The 18465-nt window shown below is 50.6% G+C and carries 20 protein-coding genes; 4 read left to right on the top strand and 16 right to left on the bottom strand.

Annotation, left to right across the window (positions count from 1 at the left end; all coding sequences use genetic code 11):
- Window positions 1–36: 36 nt before the first annotated feature.
- Both IEY53_RS22685 and IEY53_RS22680 read right to left on the bottom strand, forming a co-directional pair.
- A complete protein-coding gene (locus tag IEY53_RS22685) occupies window positions 37–411 on the bottom strand; it encodes a winged helix-turn-helix transcriptional regulator (RefSeq protein ID WP_189029069.1) in 375 nt (124 codons plus the stop codon).
- Window positions 411–2132 (bottom strand): Imm51 family immunity protein, encoded by a 1722-nt coding sequence (locus IEY53_RS22680; protein ID WP_189029067.1) that lies wholly within the window; start codon window positions 2130–2132, stop codon window positions 411–413. The genes IEY53_RS22685 and IEY53_RS22680 overlap by 1 nt, the downstream gene beginning before the upstream one ends.
- A 153-nt stretch (window positions 2133–2285) precedes the next feature.
- On the opposite strand from IEY53_RS22680, the gene IEY53_RS22675 reads away from it, so the two are divergent.
- Window positions 2286–2555: a hypothetical protein gene (locus IEY53_RS22675; protein WP_189029065.1), complete on the top strand. Its 270-nt coding sequence runs from the start codon at window positions 2286–2288 to the stop codon at window positions 2553–2555.
- Window positions 2556–2661: 106 nt separating this feature from the next.
- A complete protein-coding gene (gene infC, locus IEY53_RS22670) occupies window positions 2662–3183 on the top strand; it encodes a translation initiation factor IF-3 (protein WP_189029063.1) in 522 nt (173 codons plus the stop codon).
- A gap of 73 nt (window positions 3184–3256) precedes the next feature.
- Here the strand turns inward: infC and IEY53_RS22665 are convergent, their stop codons facing one another.
- Complete coding sequence (locus IEY53_RS22665) at window positions 3257–4201, bottom strand: hypothetical protein (protein WP_189029061.1); 945 nt, start codon at window positions 4199–4201, stop codon at window positions 3257–3259.
- A complete protein-coding gene (locus IEY53_RS22660) occupies window positions 4158–4751 on the bottom strand; it encodes an RNA polymerase sigma factor (protein ID WP_189029059.1) in 594 nt (197 codons plus the stop codon). Before IEY53_RS22660 ends, IEY53_RS22665 begins: the two co-directional genes overlap by 44 nt.
- Before the next feature lie 125 nt (window positions 4752–4876).
- Between IEY53_RS22660 and IEY53_RS22655 the strand changes: the two genes are divergently transcribed.
- A complete protein-coding gene (locus tag IEY53_RS22655) occupies window positions 4877–5737 on the top strand; it encodes an AraC family transcriptional regulator (RefSeq protein WP_189029057.1) in 861 nt (286 codons plus the stop codon).
- Window positions 5738–5796: 59 nt separating this feature from the next.
- Entirely contained in the window at window positions 5797–6180 is a 384-nt protein-coding gene (locus IEY53_RS22650; RefSeq protein ID WP_189029055.1) for a VOC family protein, read from the top strand.
- Between the two features lie 470 nt (window positions 6181–6650).
- Here the strand turns inward: IEY53_RS22650 and IEY53_RS22645 are convergent, their stop codons facing one another.
- The 12 genes from IEY53_RS22645 to IEY53_RS22615 form a co-directional block, all read right to left on the bottom strand.
- Window positions 6651–7124 carry a DinB family protein gene (locus IEY53_RS22645; RefSeq protein WP_189029054.1) on the bottom strand — a complete coding sequence of 158 codons (474 nt, stop codon included), beginning with the start codon at window positions 7122–7124 and terminating at the stop codon, window positions 6651–6653.
- Window positions 7125–7277: 153 nt separating this feature from the next.
- Window positions 7278–8795 carry an MFS transporter gene (locus IEY53_RS22640; protein WP_189029052.1) on the bottom strand — a complete coding sequence of 506 codons (1518 nt, stop codon included), beginning with the start codon at window positions 8793–8795 and terminating at the stop codon, window positions 7278–7280.
- Window positions 8796–9020: 225 nt separating this feature from the next.
- Entirely contained in the window at window positions 9021–12212 is a 3192-nt protein-coding gene (locus IEY53_RS22635) for a bifunctional cytochrome P450/NADPH--P450 reductase (protein ID WP_189029106.1), read from the bottom strand.
- Window positions 12212–12784: a TetR/AcrR family transcriptional regulator gene (locus IEY53_RS22630; protein WP_189029050.1), complete on the bottom strand. Its 573-nt coding sequence runs from the start codon at window positions 12782–12784 to the stop codon at window positions 12212–12214. Before IEY53_RS22630 ends, IEY53_RS22635 begins: the two co-directional genes overlap by 1 nt.
- Window positions 12785–12938: 154 nt before the next feature.
- Window positions 12939–13013 carry a putative holin-like toxin gene (locus IEY53_RS36130; RefSeq protein WP_373293909.1) on the bottom strand — a complete coding sequence of 25 codons (75 nt, stop codon included), beginning with the start codon at window positions 13011–13013 and terminating at the stop codon, window positions 12939–12941.
- A 32-nt stretch (window positions 13014–13045) separates the two neighbouring features.
- Window positions 13046–14656, bottom strand: coding sequence for an S-layer homology domain-containing protein (locus tag IEY53_RS22625; protein WP_189029048.1), 1611 nt, complete (start codon window positions 14654–14656; stop codon window positions 13046–13048).
- A gap of 295 nt (window positions 14657–14951) precedes the next feature.
- On the bottom strand, window positions 14952–15026 hold the full coding sequence (locus IEY53_RS36125; RefSeq protein WP_373293908.1) for a putative holin-like toxin: 75 nt from the start codon (window positions 15024–15026) through the stop codon (window positions 14952–14954).
- 505 nt (window positions 15027–15531) lie between these two features.
- Entirely contained in the window at window positions 15532–15606 is a 75-nt protein-coding gene (locus IEY53_RS36120) for a putative holin-like toxin (protein ID WP_373293908.1), read from the bottom strand.
- A 510-nt stretch (window positions 15607–16116) separates the two neighbouring features.
- Window positions 16117–16191, bottom strand: coding sequence for a putative holin-like toxin (locus IEY53_RS36115; RefSeq protein WP_373293908.1), 75 nt, complete (start codon window positions 16189–16191; stop codon window positions 16117–16119).
- Between the two features lie 420 nt (window positions 16192–16611).
- On the bottom strand, window positions 16612–16926 hold the full coding sequence (locus tag IEY53_RS22620) for a helix-turn-helix transcriptional regulator (protein ID WP_229696293.1): 315 nt from the start codon (window positions 16924–16926) through the stop codon (window positions 16612–16614).
- Between the two features lie 356 nt (window positions 16927–17282).
- A complete protein-coding gene (locus IEY53_RS36110; RefSeq protein ID WP_373293908.1) occupies window positions 17283–17357 on the bottom strand; it encodes a putative holin-like toxin in 75 nt (24 codons plus the stop codon).
- A gap of 89 nt (window positions 17358–17446) precedes the next feature.
- Window positions 17447–18319 (bottom strand): DNA-binding protein, encoded by an 873-nt coding sequence (locus IEY53_RS22615; protein WP_189029044.1) that lies wholly within the window; start codon window positions 18317–18319, stop codon window positions 17447–17449.
- Window positions 18320–18465: the final 146 nt, after the last annotated feature.

Genomic DNA, 18465 nt, shown 5'->3' with positions numbered 1-18465 from the left:
AGAGCCGGTTCCTGAACTCCAGAAACCGGTTTTCTTTTAGCGCTCGGGCTCCGGCGGCTTGAACAGGATTTGACCCTTGTCGCCATACACCCGTTCCACATGCGTATCTCCCCATTTGCACATGAGGTGTAGAATCTCCTTCAGACTCCATCCATAGTCCGTCAGCGTATACTCCACCTTCGGCGGCACCTGATGATAAGAAATCCGCTCTACAATACCATCCTCCACAAGCTCCGCCAGCTGCTGGGTCAACACTTTTTGTGTAACGGCAGGCATCAGGCGTTTCAGCTCCCCATTACGTTTCTTGCCAAAGGTAAGATGGAACAGAATCACCGGCTTCCACTTGCCCCCGATGACCTCAAGAAGGGCTTCAACGGCAGTGTTATAGATTTTTAGGGGCTCCTGCGTCATCAATCCAGTTCCGCACGGGAGAAAAGATCACGAATAAGCTCCTCATCCTCACAGGCCAGCTTGAACCGCACCGCGAACTCCTCTATTGCTGCCTTATCCTTCGAATACGCACAGAACATTCCCGCCTCCGGGTCGTAATGAATCCGCTCCGCCCATTCAGGCATACATTCGTCCACAAACACCGCCGCCAATGAAGCCCAGTCATACCCGTTACCCTCAAACCCCTCATCGGCCCGGGTCTCAAACAGCTCCGGCAGATAGCTGCCGGCATTCAAAATGACGGACATGCCTCCGCTTTGTTGATCGACGAGAATAAAAGGAGCCACATTCTTCTTCGCTTCTACCGCCGCCTCCGTTTCCAGCTGCGCGATGACCGCCTTGCGCGCCTCATCGGTGAAGCGAAGCACTCCATTCTCCTGGACGATCCGCCCTTCCCGTATCCGCCCATCCAGCCAATCGCTGATGAAGCCGGGAGCGTAGCCGCCTTGGCCGAATTCGCCGCCAAAAGCGATCATTTTATCATAGGTATCCAAATATTGCTGCCGGCCCGTCTCCGGATACGACCTGGTGTAGAGCCAGAACTGCACATCATACATCAAGGTGGAGAGCTCGTCCGCATGAAAGGAGAAATATCCTTTTTCCTCAATAACCCGGGTACAGACGTTACGGAGCTTCTGCTCCAGCTGGTCTACCTCAGTTACCCGGCTGCACAGCTCCGCGAGCAGAGGCGAAAATTTGCCTTCAGCAACTTTGCGCAGATCCTCCACTTTATCTTCTGCAGAGGTATCATAATCCTCTTCACTTACCAAGCCGCGAATAAACGTCTCGAAGTCCGGAGCCAGGAACGTAATTTCATAATCGTCTTCCTGATCGACATGAACCACTTCGGGTTCGCCATCTTTTCCGCAGTGCCGGTAATCCAGCATCACAACATCATGACCTGCCGACGGGCAGTCACAGATCACTACGCCAATGTCAGGATACCCCCACTCTTCAATCATGAACGGACTGCCCAGCTCACCGCAGAGAGAGTATTGTTTGTCGCGGCCAATCCCCAGAATACCCGTAATTGCAATATGATCCTCGGCCCAGGAGGTGCCTTCCTCCGTCGGATAACACGTATGGTGAGGAACGCCCCCATTGTGCTGCTTCATTAGTGTGATGTAAGAGGCCGGCAGCTTGTAGTCGAGTTCTTCTTCTACCGATGTTATCAGTTCATCTGTGGGCGGGGCAGAGACATATTCTCTCAGTGCATATTCACTATCGTCCCAGAAACTGGAGAGATCCATGCCTTCAAAAGGAGCAGCACCCGCCCCTGAATCCCTACGCTGCTTATTGAGCGCCCGCCTTGCTGCAGTTTGCTCTTCTTTGTGCAGCTTGTTCCGGCTATAATCCAGTAATTGGGCTGAATGCTGATCTTCAGGATCGAGTGTCAGCGCGTTGCTCAGTACATTCATGGCTTCCGCATACCGCTTCAGATAATAATAGGAATAACCCACCCGGAAATACCACAGCGGATCATTTCCCCCCTGTTCCTCAATCAAGGCAAACTGCTCCAGCGCTTCTTCATACTGCTCCAGATTGTTATACGCCCGGCCCAAGCTGCTGATCTCCTCGTAATCTCTATCCGCTGGAGGAATCTTCAGCAAGCTGTCTACGATTAACTGGTGTTCGTCATCCTCATGCCACTGTTTCAGCTGTGCGCGTAGCTCGTTATCCATGATCTGCAGTCTGCCTCCCAAGTATACAAATATGATTTCCCCTATTCTAACAGAAGGGAGGGAGTGATTGGAAATCAGCCCTTGAGCCCCTGATTCCACCCTGTTCTTTCCTATATAATAGACATACAATTATTGGAGTTGGAGGGCTGCCGCATGGAACTGACCGAGCAAGGTGTACTCATCATTGATGAGGAGGATATCTGCAAGCTGTATTTCTATCTGGAATTTGATGGAGTATTATTTAAGGACTCTTTCCGGTTTGAAATGAGGCTCCAGGATATTGAGCTTGATCCCGGCAGCGTTTCAGCCGTCATCTATCCGCAGGAGATCCCGGAAGGTTATCCGGGCGAGGACCTTCCGTTCATTGTGGAGGCCATCTACTCTGTCATCCGGGAGAATGATCCGGGATTCGGGGTTTGGTAAGGGTAAGTAAGGCATCTCACTCCCTAGTATAGATCCTCGCATTTGAACCACAAGCCCTTTTATGTATATGATAGCTTTATAAAGGTTCTCAGGGAGGCTTCGTGACATGGCAGTATTGTTAAATGAGCAGATTAGAGCATCCGAGGTGGTGCTTACGGGACTTCGGGGTGAGCAGCTGGGGGTTGTCTCCAGAACGGAAGCTTTGGCGATGGCCAAAGCAGCCGGGGCTGACCTCGTCTGCACCTCGCTGATGAGCAGTCCGCCGCCCTGCAGTCTGATGGCGAAAGGCAAAGCGAAGGCGGCCGCGCAGAAGGAGACAGCTACCGGGCGCAAGTCGGGTGCAGGCCAACAATCCGGCGGGAATGGCAAAAAAGAGAAGGTCAAGGAGCTGCGCTTCACCGCTCATATCGAGGAGCATGACTACGACACCAAGCTGCGGCAGGCGGACAAACATCTGCGCTCCGGTAAGCCGGTACAGCTTGTCGTGAAGGCCTCCGGCGCAAAGGAAGCGGCTGCCGCCAAGGCGGTCATTGAGCGGCTGGTCGCCGACCTTAAGGAAGCCGGCGGCAAAGACACCGGAATTCAATCCGGCGGCAAGGGCTCGCAGGTGAAGCTGAATCCGCGATAAGCTTCACCGCCCGCTACCTGCCATAAAAACGCCAAACGATCCTGACCGCAGGCCGCGGAGGATCGTTTGGCTTTTATTTTAGATACAGCTTAGCGATTTCGATCATGTCTGCTTTGCTGAGAGATTGTCCACTCATGTCATCAATCTGGTATTGATAAAGCTCGGTACTGCCCGGAACCTCAGCGGTCCAGGTAATATTATTTCCGCCTTTATACCGCGTGTATATCATTTCGACTCCATCTACAACCACTTTTTCCGAGATAAACTCCACTTTTTCATCGACATATGCTGTATATTCACCTTTGGATTTGACAATGGTCACAGCTATTTCATTCTTCCCTTGAGCGTAGACCGTTCTAATATTGAGAAGCTGGCTCGATAACTCCACAGGCATCATTGCATATTCCTGGTTTGATGCCTCAGCCTGCTTGCGGAGCTTCTCCGCCGTAGCTGCCTCTTCTTCCGGGGTAGGCGGATTAACCATGTTAACCGGTTCAAAGAAGACCCTGGCGCTTTTGAAAGTATAATTGTCTGTTAAGCTGTCGGCAATGACAACGGGCTGGCTGGACAGCTTGCTGCGGAGCTTAGTGAGATCGGTAAACGTTACAGGCTTAAACCGGGTGTCCATTTCCCCTTTGGGGTTGTGGGCAACGACATAAAAAATAGCTGCGGAACCCTCCTGTAGCAGTTTATCCCCTAAATCACGGCTAATTCTCAAACGTTGTAATTCTTCTTCCTCATACGTGGGAGCTTCCTTTAAAGGCTTGACCTGATAAGTGACTTCCCCCTGTTTGTTCTTCAAGGATTGATATTGAACCGCCGCAAAACCCGAGGATGCTGTCAACAGCATTCCCGCTATGACCAGCACACTGACTTTATATTTTACCAGGAATCGCTCCTTTCCACTCTGTCCTGCTCCGGCATACAGCCTCTTCATCACTTTTCCCGACAAGTCTGTCTCACTGAACTGCGGGTTACGAAGAAGTTCCTTCAAATCCTGATCCTCGTCCAATTTCACAGCCTCCTTCTCCTTTCGCATTAGCATAATACCTGCGGAATTTTCTGGCCGAACGCTCATATTTTTTGCGCAGCTTGGGTGTGCTGTGGTGAAGAATCAGACTGATCTCCTGATAGCTCATTTCCTCCACACAGCGCAGGATCAGCAAATTCCGTTCTTCAATCGACAACTTTAACAAGGCCTGCTGCACCGCTTCATCCAGATATTTGCCTTCAATCTGTTTATCCACTTGTCTGTTGTCCCGCTCATCCTGATAGAAGAGACGCAGATATTTGCTCAATTTCCGCTTGCGAATCACATCAATGCATTGATTGTAGGCAATCGTATACAACCATGCACAGAAGGGGACATCCGGGTTATATTTGCCCAAAGCGCGAAAAGCCTTCAAAAACACCTCCTGTCCGCTGTCCTCAGCCTCCGAATAATGGCCCAGCATATGATAACAATAGAGCAGGATCGCTTTTTGATAGGTTCGCATGATTTCCTCGAATCTTTCGATGTTCCCTTCCAGCACGTCGGCTATTATCCGGCGCAGCTCTGCATCCTTCAATCCTCTCCCCCCCTTTCAACCTGTACAACGAAGCATCCTCCGGGAATGTGACATTGTTCAAAAAACAATTATTATTATAGAATCAACCTTAACAACCTTGCATCCCACTGAAAAGGAGAAGGTCTATGACTGCGAAGCATTCTACGAACTATGTTCTGCATGCATCAAGCAACCGGTTCTATTGGGAGGGCAATGGCCAGCTGTCCATCAAGACCTTCTCGGGCGGACAAGCCCGTTACAAGGCCAAGAACGGGTGGTTCGCTGTGGAAGAGGACCGGTACCTGCTCCTGAATGAAGGCCCCTACACCCTAGAGATCGATGAGCACAGCGCTTTAGAGTCCTTTTGTCTTTTTTTCAAAAATGGATTCGCCGGGGAAATATTGCGCTCATTGACTGAAAGCACTGACGTGATGCTGACCGATCCTTTCAAAGAGCGGGAGTCTCTGGGTTTCTTCGAACAAACCTATCCCACCACCAGAAGACTGTCTTCGCAGATCACCGCATTCAAGGCAAACCTAACGACGCTCGCGCATGATCCACTTGGTTATGAGGAGCACTTCCACAGAATCATGCACACGATATTGTTCGGACAACTGGATACGCTGCGGGAAGTCGACACCTTACCCTCCATACGCCGCTCCACACGCGAAGAGCTGTATAGACGCGTAAGTACCGCCCATGAATACATACGGGCTTATTATCACCAACCTCTGCAATTGAAGGACATTGCGCAGATTGCCTGCCTCTCGCCCAACCATTTGTTAAGAACCTACGCCCAGTTGTACGGCACGACCCCGCACCAGCATATATCCGAATACAGAATACGGAAAGCCAAGCTGCTGCTGGACCGGTTAGATTATTCGATCACTGATATCAGCTTTGATCTGGGATTCGGCAGCCCGGTATCTTTTAGCAAAATATTCAGGCAGCACGTTGGCGTCTCTCCCCTGCAGTACCGCAAATTGGTGATAATGGATAAGAAATAAGCAGGATAAGGGATTATGCTTAAGAAGACATTATTAGAACAGGAAGGGAGCAATGCGGAATGGAAACGAACCGGATTCAAAAAGTGGGACAGATTGGGGTACCTGTGAAGGACCTGGAGCGGGCAGTGGATTTTTATAAAAACAAGCTGGGGCTGCCTCTGCTGTTCCAGATGGATCGCATGGCTTTCTTTGAACTTGATGGCCAGCGGCTGCTGTTAAGCCTTCCGGAGCAAGCGGAATTCACCAATGCCGGCTCTGTCCTTTATTTTCAAGTTGGAGATATTCAAGAAGTCTACGCCGACTTGGTTAACAAGGGGGTTAACTTCACCGATGAACCCCATTCCATCGCCAAAATGGGCCAGACCGAGACCTGGATGACGTTCTTCCGGGATTCGGAGGGGAATGTACTGGCGCTGATGAGTGAGGTGGGGGTGGAACCGTGAATGCGGTGTTTGCCTCGCGTGATCAGAGATGAAGCCGATTCTAATGTATTTCATGCAGCGAAATCGCTCCTTGAGCTCTCGAAAGTCCATTCTGGTGTATTTAGTGCACTGAAAAAGCAGAAAACCGGCCTTCTCTGTTACTTCTGATGCAGGAAATGCACTCAAATCGAAAATGAGCCGGATTTATTCGCTACCTGCTGTACTAAATGCAGTGAAAAGCCCCCCAGGCATCCTGCCGCACCGGAAAAGAGCTATTAGCGAACGGCGTGTATACGTGTTTTAAATATCGATATAAAATGAACTTGGGAATATGTGTATAGATCACACTGACATTCTCAAGTTCATTTTTGTTTTTACGTTATAATGTGAAGGTAACCGGGTTCATACGGCTACCAATTGTTCCACGTGGAAAAGAGTACCTGAAATCACGCTCAACGCTGTTTTCCTGCCAGCCACTCGTTGCGACCCTTTCACTTCCAGCTGCTCTGCAGCTTCCGAACATACACCATCTGCCCGATATGATACGCATTATGCGTCGCCGCGTTGCTAATCAGTTCCCACCATGCAGCAGGTACCGGAAATCCGCTCACTCCGGCCTCCAAGGTTGCTTCCGACAGCAGGTCCTGCCAACACAGCAGCACTTCCAGCAGAGCCGTTCTTAACTGGTCAAAAGAGCGCCCCTCCGGGATCACGAAGCTGTTATTGTTATCCCCGACTGGCGGTACCGCATCCATCCGCCCTTCCCGGTACCGGGCCTGCCAGGCCTCGTTCCAATACAGTAAATGATATGTCAGCTCGGCAATACTGTTGCTGCCCTCATTCGGCTTCCATACCGCCTCTTCCTCCGTCACTCCCTCCACCGCCTGCATGAACGGAATATGCCAGCTCGGATCATTCGCATTCGCTAATAATTGATTGGCAAGCACCTCTCGTGCATGAACCATTGGCTCTCACTCCTTATCGGGCTACTCTTATTCTCCAGAGTATTATGCAGTCCAGCGATAATCAAACCCCAAGATGATTATAATCAATCCGTACCCTTACTTTGAAAAAATCTATGCAAAGGGCCGCTTTAAGAACGGTTGCCATCTCGCCGTTCAACGCCGCGGCGAAGGCACCCGTGCCGCGCCCTTGCTCTTGCCCACCCGGTTATAAAAATATACCGTCCAGACACAAGCAAGCCCGACTAATGTCGCGCATACCAGGAACACCGCACGGTAGCTTCCGCCCATACCGGCGGCCCCGCTGCCGATGACGATCCCGCCCGCCGCCGTACCGAACATCATCCCGATGTTACGGGACAGGGCCAGGATGCTGCTGGCCATGCCCAGTTGGGCTTTGGGCACTAGCCCCATGACCAGACTGGTATTGGGCGAAGTGATCATGCCCATGGAACAGCCCAGCAGCACCACCGGCAGCAGGATGGCGCTTGTCCCAAGCGCAGGAGCGGCCAGCCCGAGTACCAACAGCGTAGCGGTCATGAGCAGCAGCCCGTACGCCAGGATGCCGCGCGGTCCCTTGCGGTCCGCGAGACCTCCGCTCAAAGGCGCGGTCACGACCAGCGCCAGCGGATAACCGATCATGATCAGACCGACCCAGGCAGGTTCGGTCCCGGCCAGCCGCAGCACTGCCGGAAGCGCCAGCTGTGCGGCGAAGGCGGCCATGAACGTAATCACCGTAATGACAATGCCGACGGCAAATTTCCGGTCGGTAAACAATTGATAACTGGTGTCCGTAGAGATGACAGTTTGTGCAGTTGCCTTCGTAGTCTCCCTCGTGGCTCCTTTTGCGGTTCCCCCAGCGGCTCCCGCCCCAGTTGCCACCATTGCAGCCTTCGGAAAGTCACGCTCTCTTTCCACCCTGCGGGGTGAGCGGAGGCGTGCGATTAACCCCATTGCCGTAATCCCCGAAGCCGCGAACAACAGCAGCACCGGGAGGGACAAAAAGGAGGAACGGCCGCCCAAATCGACGGCAATCATCAGTGAGGACAGGCAGGCAGCAAAGCCTACCGTCATGATTACGTCCAGCCTGCCCCCTACTTTCGCAGTATCCTTGGGAATCGTCCGCTCAGCGAGCACTCCAACGGCTACCGATACTCCGGCTAGCAGCCAGAAGTTGCTCTCCCAGGAGAACCACTGGACCAGGAAGCCGCCCAGCGCCGGACCGGCCATCGAGCCTGCAGCCACAAAGGTGCTCATCAGCCCGAGCGCCCGCCCCCGCTGCTCCTGGGGAAAGACCTCGACAATCAGCGCCATGTTGGTAGCTTGAAACATCGAGGCGCCAATCCCTTGAATGACCCGGAAGCCCAGCAGCAGCGCAGCATTCGGAGCGAGCGCACACCCCAATGCGCCTGCCGCAAAAGCGAACAGCCCAAGGTTATGAACCCTCCGCCTGCCCAGCATATCTCCAAGCCTCCCCATCACGGGCAGCATCACCGAGATCACCAGCAGATATATGCTGACCACCCACTGGGCGGAGGCTACCGGAATCCGCAGATCCTGGGAAATATCGACCAGAGAGATATTGAACATCCCTGCGGACAGATTGGACAGAAAAGCACCAAGGCAGATGGCATATTTGACCATCGAACGGTTCACCGCCGGCTTCGAAGTCATGTCTGAGTAAATCATATGTGCGTTTCAGTCCGCAGTGTGCACAGCACCGAATCCAGAAACACCGTTTGCTCCGGTATAATCAAATCGGAAGATAAGTCCATCATCGTCACCTCTTTATTAGGGTTAACCCGTGACTTAAGGCGTATACCGCCTTTTGTACCGTCTCCGGGTCCTTTGTCAGCGTAGATTTCTTCACACTCCGCACCAAATCATTTATCACATTCATTATGTCCTTGCCCATACATCTTTGGCGTAACGTCCCTCGCCTTCCAGGTTGTTAAGCCAAGCTCTTGCTTCTTGTGGTCCTACTCCATGTATCGCAAGGTAGGCTCGTTGTAAGGCTGACTCGACATCCGGGGCCATTTCGCTGCCATCCCCGCATACATAAATCCTCCCTCCTGCAGAAAGCAAACTTACTATCTCGGCTGCATCCTGTTCCATCAAATGCTGTACATATGTTTTGGATTTGCCTTCCATTCGAGAAAAAGCAGTCCGAAGAGTAACGATACCGTCTCTTTCATATTGTTCAAGCTCTTCCCGATATAGATAATCCCGTTCATTCCTGCATCCAAAATAAAGCCGGGCTTCACCCAAATTCTCCCCTTCTTGCCTGATTGCAGCACGCGCCTGTAAAAAGCCCCTAAATGGTGCTACTCCCGTCCCGGGTCCCACCATGATGACCGGCGTTCTTGGATCTTCCGGGAGTTGAAATCCGGAATCGGGTGTACGAACGAACATGAGAATCTCTTCTGCCGTCTTGCATTCAGCCAAGTAATTAGAGGCAACTCCGCGATAGTCACCTTGTCCGCTCCAGGCTGAACCCTGTACCACAGCTACAGTAATACTGGCACGTTCCGGGTTCGCTCGCGGAGAGCTTGAGATCGAATAGTATCTGGGTTTAAGGGGTGGCAATAGTTCCAGAAACCGTTCAAACGGCATTTCGCAGGCTTCGTACTTCTCAAGCAGGTCCAGCATCGTGATCCGTTTCTTTAAGATCTGATCCTTGTAAGCTTCCTCCTCCAACAAAGCCGTAAGTTCACGCTTGTGCGGAGGGCAAACGGTGTAAGCCGCAAGCTCACGCAGCTGCGCACGGGTAGCAGCTTCCTGTACCTCTACACTGTGACTGAGCAGATCCTGGAGATTAACGGGGCGGTCCAAGGGGAGATGTGCCGTGTTGCTTCCGTTTGCCGTCAGAATCATTTGATCCTTCCCATTCAATCCGTACCGGCGTACAATCCGCTCCACATTCTCTCTGCTGTTGCGTGGCAGCACTCCAAGGTGATCGCCCTCCTGATACCTGACTCCCTCTGGAAGTGTAATCTCAATATACCGGGTGCTGCTTCCGGAGTCCGCCTTCTGAAGTTCACGGTTTTCCGTCACTGAAGCGTAAACAGCATCGTAGGTTTGGGCCAGAGGCAGCGCCGCCATTCCACTGACGAACTGAACGTTAAGGGCACTTCTTTTTTTCTCCGCTACTTCATTTAATTTCAGATTGAAAGCCCTCATAACCTCAGACCACATACGCTCCTGCCATTTCTCAACCTGCTTCTCGAAGTCTCCGCCGGCATCTGCTTCACCACGCCGGGAGAGCCTCCGGGCTCCTTTTAGAGCGAGCTGGTCATCAATTAATCTTGGCACATTCTGGTACGTACTCGACCAACTGCGGTCACCACAACCAAATACCGCATAATGAACGCCTTGAAGCTCACCCGGCTCTACCCCTTCCAGCCATTGCACGAACTCACGCGCATTTCTCGGAGGCTGTCCATTATAAGAAGCGGTAACGATCAATACAGCCCCTTCCTTCGGCAACTTCCCTTTCCAATCATTTAGCGGCGCAACCTCACTCTTGAAACCATAGTTTTGTGCAGTATCAGAGAGCTCCCGGGCAATCCGCTCTGCCGTTCCTAAATCTGAGCCATACAGCACGAGCAGAGGGATATGTTCTGCCCCTGTGATGGAGCTCTGAACCTTCTCAATATTATGCTTATTAACGTTGTTATCCGAATCCTTCACTTCCGATTCTTGAGGAGAAACACTTGTCTGGAGCTTATTTCGGAGCTGCACCCGTATCGTGAAATCTCCCGGCTTCAGCGTTAAGGTCTGCTTTACGTTCAGCTGATAGTTCGTATGATCTATTAACTCGAAATGCTGAAGAATCATCCCAAGGACCAGCGTTGCTTCGTGAAGGGCAAACTGCATCCCGATACAAGCTCGTTGACCATTACCGAATGGCTTGTAGGCATGATTAGGCACTTTATCGGGATCTTCAAAGCGCTCAGGACGGAATTCATCGGCGTCTTCTCCCCATGCTTCTTTGTCCCGATGAAGCTGCGGCAGGAGAACTCCAACATTCTCCCCTTTCTTAATGGCATACTTGCCTCCAATTACCGTATCTTCTTTGGCATACAGTTCAAAGCCGGGGGCGGTTGGCCATAAACGCAACGATTCATTTAGAATCATGCGAATGTAATGGAGCTTTAGAACCTCTGAATACGCCGGAGACGGACTTGTCAGCACCTGATCCACTTCCAGATAGGCTTTCTTAAGGGAATCCGGATTTTTGATTAGAAAATAGAGCGCAAATGACAACAAACCGCTTGTCGTCTCATGCCCCGCGATTAAGAACGTGATCATTTGATACCGGATATTCTCGTCATCCAGCGTCTCTCCAGTCTCCGGGTCCTTCCCGCTCAGCATACGGGCGAGCAAGTCCGTTTCCCCCTGATCCCCGTTCGCCTTGCGTTCTTCAATAATGGTGTCCACTAAAGAAAACATCGTCTGAACATCCCGATTAAATTGGCGTCTTGTTCGTATCATGAGTTTGTTCTGAATCTCCAGCCGTGCACTTTTATGCATAGCTTCATTTAGAGCGCGAACCATACTATTAATAAAGGGACTATGCGTCTCCCTATAGTAACTGTTGAAACGGTAATTGAATCCGCATAATCCAATCGTGTCCAGCGTAAGCCGGGTCATGTCATCTGGCACATCAATACTCTCATTCGGGTTAAGACGTGCCCACTTTTGAATCAGCTGCAAGGCAATGTCTACCATCATCGAATGGTATCCTTTCATGGCTTGCTTGCTAAAAGTAGGGAGCAGGATGTTATGGGCTTTTTTCCAATTGGGCTCGTTCGTTCTGCTTGTAAATAGACCATCACCGCCAAAAGCCCGCACATTCTCTAATTCACTGTAAATTTGTTTATCGAAGCGGGAGACATCACACACATCAGCCACCAGTTCATGTCCGGAAACAACCAGGCCGGAATAGCCGGGGAGCTTTAGGCGGTAAATAGGGCCGTACTCCTCGGCCAGCTTACATAACGAGAGAGTCGGTTGATCTTTGTCTATTAAAGGCAGGTTCCCAAGGGGGCCAAATGTTTGGGGCTGCGGGATATACCCGGCTTCTTTCATCAAGAATTACCTCCTTTAAAACCGCTGTATAAGGTCTCCACGACAAGCGCCGCGGCCGATTTCTTGGCAATATGACCTTCCTGTATCTGTTGCCAGGTGACAAAAAGCAGGGAATACAGTACATTCAGAATCCACTGGCTGCTCATATCCTGGCGAAAATAACCTTTGCGCTGCAACGACTCGATCATCTGCTGCACTGGTTCCTTCAGCTTGGCTTCGGCTGCGAGCATCTCCTGGCTGTAATTCAACGAAGTGTCGTGAGCCAGATAATAGATTTTATCCCCTAGCGGGATCAGCGCCTCAACTAATTCCGGAATATAGGTCTCGTTGCTTTCCTCATCCACAGGGATTCGGCTCATGACCTCCCCCACGACCTGCACAGCTCTTAACCCAAGCTGCAGCATTAACTGCTCCCTGCTCTCCACGTATCGATGGAGGGTAGCAATGCCAATGCCGGCATAATCGGCAATTTCATTCAGCGAAGCTGCAGGCTTCTCTACCAAAAGCTCCGTAGCCGCATCCAGTATCGCATTAAGCCTGGCCTCTTTCGTCGTTGATCTGGAATTTGTCATCGTTTTGCCTCTCTTTCCTGATCGATCACGGTTATATTTGATAGACTAATCTATCACTTGATATTATAATATACTATTTTTATGGATTGTACAAATTTTCAGCTTCACAAGAGGACAGGACAAATAGACCGCAGACCTTTGTAGAGGGGGCGGTCTATTTGCGTTTATTGGACAGCAGCGCTACGATTAGCGAACCGAAGGTTAGCATAACCATCATTGCTTCATACACTGTCACAAGGCCTCCCCCTTCTATGGGGAGGCCTAAAATGAATAATCGTAATATTTCTCAGCGTTGCCCAGGCTGGTCCATATATCCGCGCTTTCCCCACCAATGTACCAATAGGCTACGCCGGCTAAGTTCTGCTTCACCGCCAAGTGGTACTTGGCAATTAATGAACGGCCCTCCTCCAGCCAAATCGTATGCTTAATGGACTGAGTGGTGTAGCTGGCAACATATTGTCCCAAGGATGCATCCCATACCGGCTTCATGGAATAACGCTGCATTCGCTGATTCTGTTCCGTGAACGAGATGAACTCGGAGGAAAGCGCTGCCCCCGTCTGCTGTAACGTCCAATCCCGGTTGTAGAAGGGCAAGGCCAGAATCACCTTTTCGCTGGGTACCACCTGAAGAATCTTATTTACAGCTTTTTGAACATAGGGAAGGGAAGCATTGGGGCCCGGAACCGCGCTTCCGCTGTAGTGTTCATCATAGCCCATCAGCACCATGTAATCCGCCTGCAAGCCAAGCGCCCCATAGTCAAAAGCCTCCGTCCAGTCCGTATCGAGATCGGGGGAGACATCCACCGAGAGAATTTGCTGATTGGCATGCAGCTTCTCGGCGAGCAGCGTAACAAAGGTCGTCAGAGCTGTACGATCTTGCGGCGCCACATTCTCAAAATCAAGATTAAGCCCATCCAGACCATATTTCTTAGCCATGGCTGCCAATCCATTCACAGCAGTATTCCGGGTCGCAGCACTCGATAACATCCGGTGAGTAGCAGCTTGATCGGAACGATTCCCCACCATCGCCCAAATATTTGTCCCCTTCTTCTTTGCCCATGTAATCAGCCCGGTATCCGTCGAATCCGTTACTGCACCTGTGCTCCCAACGAAGTACCAGCGCGGAGACAGAGTATTTACATTGGATTTCAAAATATTATTCTCATATTGCACCGTGGTCTGTCCATATTTCCAGCCAATCACGATTCGTTCCTTGGGCCTGGCGGCAAGCTCTGCAGCCCAGCCTTTATGCTGCAGCACCCGGTCCAGAAGCACTGCCGCTTCCTGCCGGGTGATAGGGTCAGAGGGACGGAAATTCCCCGTTTCATCGCCTTTCATCAGCCCCAGCCTGTAAACTGCAGCCACTGCCGAGCTTGCCCACGCAGCAATGTCCCGCCCATCTTCAAAAGCCGTGGACACACTGGCCGTACCCGCAGCTTTCTTCAACGCTTTGGCTAACCACACCGCCGCCTCCTGACGTGTTACTGCCTTCGCCGGAGCGAAGAACTTGGCGGAAACACCACTGGCCAGCTCCAACTGAACAGCGGCTTGAATCCACCCGTAATACCACGCATTCTGCGGGACATCCGCATACGGGGAGATCGGACTTGCCACAGGTTCAAGCTTCAACAGACGGTCCAGTGATGTGAGAAATTCAGCCCGGGTCATGGATTTGGAGGGAGAGAAGCGGGTAGTTGAGGTGCCGGTCAATATTTTCTGATTATATAAATCTATAATTTCATTCCGTGCATAGCTGTTGCTAATATCCTCAAAAGGAAGCGCCTGAGCAGCCGATGCTCGCGGCATGAACAAGCTTGCTGCACAAAGAGCAGTGACGGTACCCCGTCCTACTCTGCCTAATGTACGCTTCACGAGATTCGGGTGCCTCCTTCGCTTTTCGATTGTCGAAGTATACCAAAGATAGCTTTTAGAATCATCGCTAAAATACTGGAACATGATCTCGTCGGTGATGAGAGCATTTTCTGCGTATAGTGCTTTTACTTCAAATCCCACTTTGTGGTATAGTAGAGGTACAAATGACGTACAATGCAAAGAGAGCCGTGCTGATAACACGACTCCCAGTGCACAATAGCCGCTTTTAAGGGCGGTTGGCTTCACAAGCAGGAGCTACGACAAATAGACCGCAGACCTTTGCTGAGGGGGCGGTCTATTTGCGTTTATTGGACAGCAGCGCTACGATTAGCGAACCAAAGGTTAACATAACCATCATTGCTTCGAACACTGTCACAAGGCATCCCTCCCTTCTATCGAGAGGTAGCCGACCGACCCTTTTAGCCTATTCTATTGCTCTGTGATTATATCAAGATTTCCTAATATTGGATATAAGGTGAGCCATACTTTCTTCATATTCTTGAACATTTAAGTAACCATCTTTAATTGAATAGACAGTAAATGTATCAAAGGCATACAATGCAAAGAGAGCCGTGCGCCAACACGACTCCCAGTGCACAATAGCCGCTTTTAAGGGCGGTTGGTTTCACAAACAAGAGATACGACGAATAGACCGCATGGCTTGGTTGAGGGGGTGGTCTATTTGCGTTTATTTGGAAAAAACCATTTTTCTTCAAATCTCACTTTGTGGTATAGTAAAGGTACAAATGACGTACAATGCAAAGAGAGCCGTGCTCCAACACGACTCCCAGTGCACAATAGCCGCTTTTAAGGGCGGTTGGCTTCACAAGCAGGAGCTACGACAAATAGACCGCATTCCTTTGCGTGGGGGCGGTCTATTTGCGTTTATTGGACAGCAGCGCTACGATTAGCGAACCAAAGGTTAACATAACCATCATTGCTTCGAACACTGTCACAAGGCATCCCTCCCTTCTATAGAGAGGTAGCCGACCGACCCTTTTAAGCCTATTCTATTGCTCTGTGATTATATCAAGATTTCCTAATGTTGGATATAAGGTGAGCCATACTTTCTTCATATTCTTGAACATTTAAGTAACCATCTTTAATTGAATAGACAGTAAATGTATCAAAGGCATACAATGCAAAGAGAGCCGTGCGCCAACACGACTCCCAATGCAACAATAGCCGCTTTTAAGGGCGGTTGGTTTCACAAACAAGAGATACGACGAATAGACCGCATGCCTTGGTTGAGGGGGTAGTCTATTTGCGTTTATTTGAAAAAAACCATTTTTCTTCAAATCCCATTTTGTGGTATAGTAAAGGTACAAATGACGTACAATGCAAAGAGAGCCGTGCGGCTAACACGACTCTCTTTGCACAATAGCCGCTTTTAAGGGCGGTGGGCTTCAGCGAATAGGAATACGAGCAAATAGACCGCAGACCTTTGCTAGGAGGGCGGTCTATTTGCGTTTATTGGACAGCAGCGCTACGATTAGCGAACCAAAGGTTAACATAACCATCATTGCTTCGAACACTGTCACAAGGCATCCCTCCCTTCTATCGAGAGGTAGCCGACCGACCCTTTTAAGCCTATTCTATTGCTCTGTGATTATATCAGGATTCCCTAATGTTGGATAGAATGAGAATCATAGACGTTGTCATCAAGCATTCGTGGAAAAGAGTCTGAGACCTCCTCCAAGCATCCCCTCAAAATCTCCTGGACCTCCCGCATCTGCCCCCCCGTCGCCCCCTCGCGCAGCAATTCGAAGAGCGCCAGGCTTCTTTTAAAATGACCATCGTGGCCCGACTGGTGCGCCAGTCGGAGCGCTTGCAGCACAAGTTCCCCGGCAGTACTTCTTCGGGATTCTCCCGCAGAAACTCCGCATAGACATCCAGCACCTCCACCCGGCCCGAGATCAACGCGGGAGACGATTCTTGGTCCCACGTTCTTCTTTTTATGCATGCGCTGTTGCTGCAGCTTCTTCAATTCCGTTTAAATTAAATACATCAAGATTGATTGCTCTAGCAATGGCGATTAGTGTGTCAATATGAGGTATAACGGCCCCGGTTTCGATGCGGGCAATGTGTTCCTGGCGCAGGCTCCCTACCCGCTTAACTACCATTTCGGCCAGTTGCTCCTGCGTGAGTCCAAGCTCGATGCGCTGTCTATGAATCAAATTGATTAGCTGTGCGGTGATCTCCAATGCTTCTGATCGCTCAGTGCCAAGCTTAGTTTGAATCTCCTGTTTTTTCGCCCTCCACGTCTTCATTGTGATCATCTCTCCTTCGAATGGCGATCTAGCCAATCTTTCCTGCGCTGTTCTGCCTTCTTGATCTCACACCTCGGTGTCTTCCCTCTTTTTTTCGTAAATGGGAAAGAAGAATATATTTATTTCATCCCACGCAGGTTTAACATTTTTTCGCCTGCTCCTTCTGCCTTATCATCATGAATACACTTTACCTTCAAATCACAATTTATGGTATAGTAAAGATACAAATGACGTACAATGCAAAGAGAGCCGTGCATCAACACGACTCCCAGTGCACAATAGCCGCTTTTAAGGGCGGTTGGCTTCACAAGTAGGGGCTAAGACAAATAGACCGCATTCCTTGCTACGGGGGCGGTCTATTTGCGTTTATTGGACAGCAGCGCTACGATTAGCGAACCAAAGGTTAGCATAACCATCATTGCTTCGAACACTGTCACAAGGCATCCCTCCCTTCTATAGAGAGGTAGCCGACCGACCCTTTGAAGCCTATTCTATTGCTCTGTGATTATATCAGGATTCCCTAATGTTGGATAGAATGAGAATCATAGACGTTGTCATCAAGCATTCGCGGATAAGAGTCCGATACCTCCTCCGAGCATCCCCTCAAAATCTCCTGAACCTCCCGCACCTGCTCCCCCGCCGCCCACTCGCGCAGCGATTCGAAGAGCGCCAGACTTCTTTTAAAATGACCATCATGTCCCGACTGATGAGCCAGTCGGAGCGCTCGCAGCACAAGTTCCAGCGCCTCCCCTTGTCTCCCCGCCCGCTTTTGATACAGCGCCATGCGGTAACTGTAGTGGTAATAATGCACGAGATTCCCTTCATCCTCATACATTCCGAATTCCGCCGTCTGCTCCGCGAACGCAGCGATCAGATCATCTACATCCCGCCCATGCCGCAGCGCCGCACGCACGATCGTATCCAGCCCCGGCAGTACTTCTTCGGGATTCTCCCGTAGAAATTCCGCATAGACATCCAGCACCTCCACCCGCCCCGAGATCAGATCCAGCGCATACCCATTCGCTTGTGCCACGAATCTAAACTCCTCCACAACCTCCAGCCCTTCCTCACCCAGATCCTCCAGCCAACCCAGCTCGGCATACTTATCGATGCACGCCCTGGATTCAACATACTGCCCCCGCTCCTGGTGAGCCATTCCCCGCATCAGATGACTGAACCCGTAGTAGTACACCAGTGGACGCTCCTGTTCTAAGAGCAGCAGCGGCAATTCCTTTGCCTTCCGATACTGCTGTTCCTGATAAATGTACTGCACACAATCGTACAAAATATCCGCCATCTCAATCATCTTGTCCCAATTCTCCAGGCGAAAAGCCATCTCCAACATCTCTACAATAACATCTGGTTTGAGTGATTTTAGAATGGATGGGCGCACGGGTAGAGCCTCCTTTATCTTGGTAAAATGTAATTTCGATTCCTTCCAGTTATATTGAATTTTATAGAACTAAAAGGGAATAATGGTTCACATATATCATTATCTATTAGTGTTATTTGAAAGTCAATTAACACCTATAGTGTGTT

The sequence above is a fragment of the Paenibacillus albidus genome (genome assembly GCF_014644435.1).
GTDB lineage: Bacteria > Bacillota > Bacilli > Paenibacillales > Paenibacillaceae > Paenibacillus_AQ > Paenibacillus_AQ albidus.
Note: the sequence above shows the minus strand (reverse complement) of the source record. Positions and strands in the feature narration are given on the sequence as shown.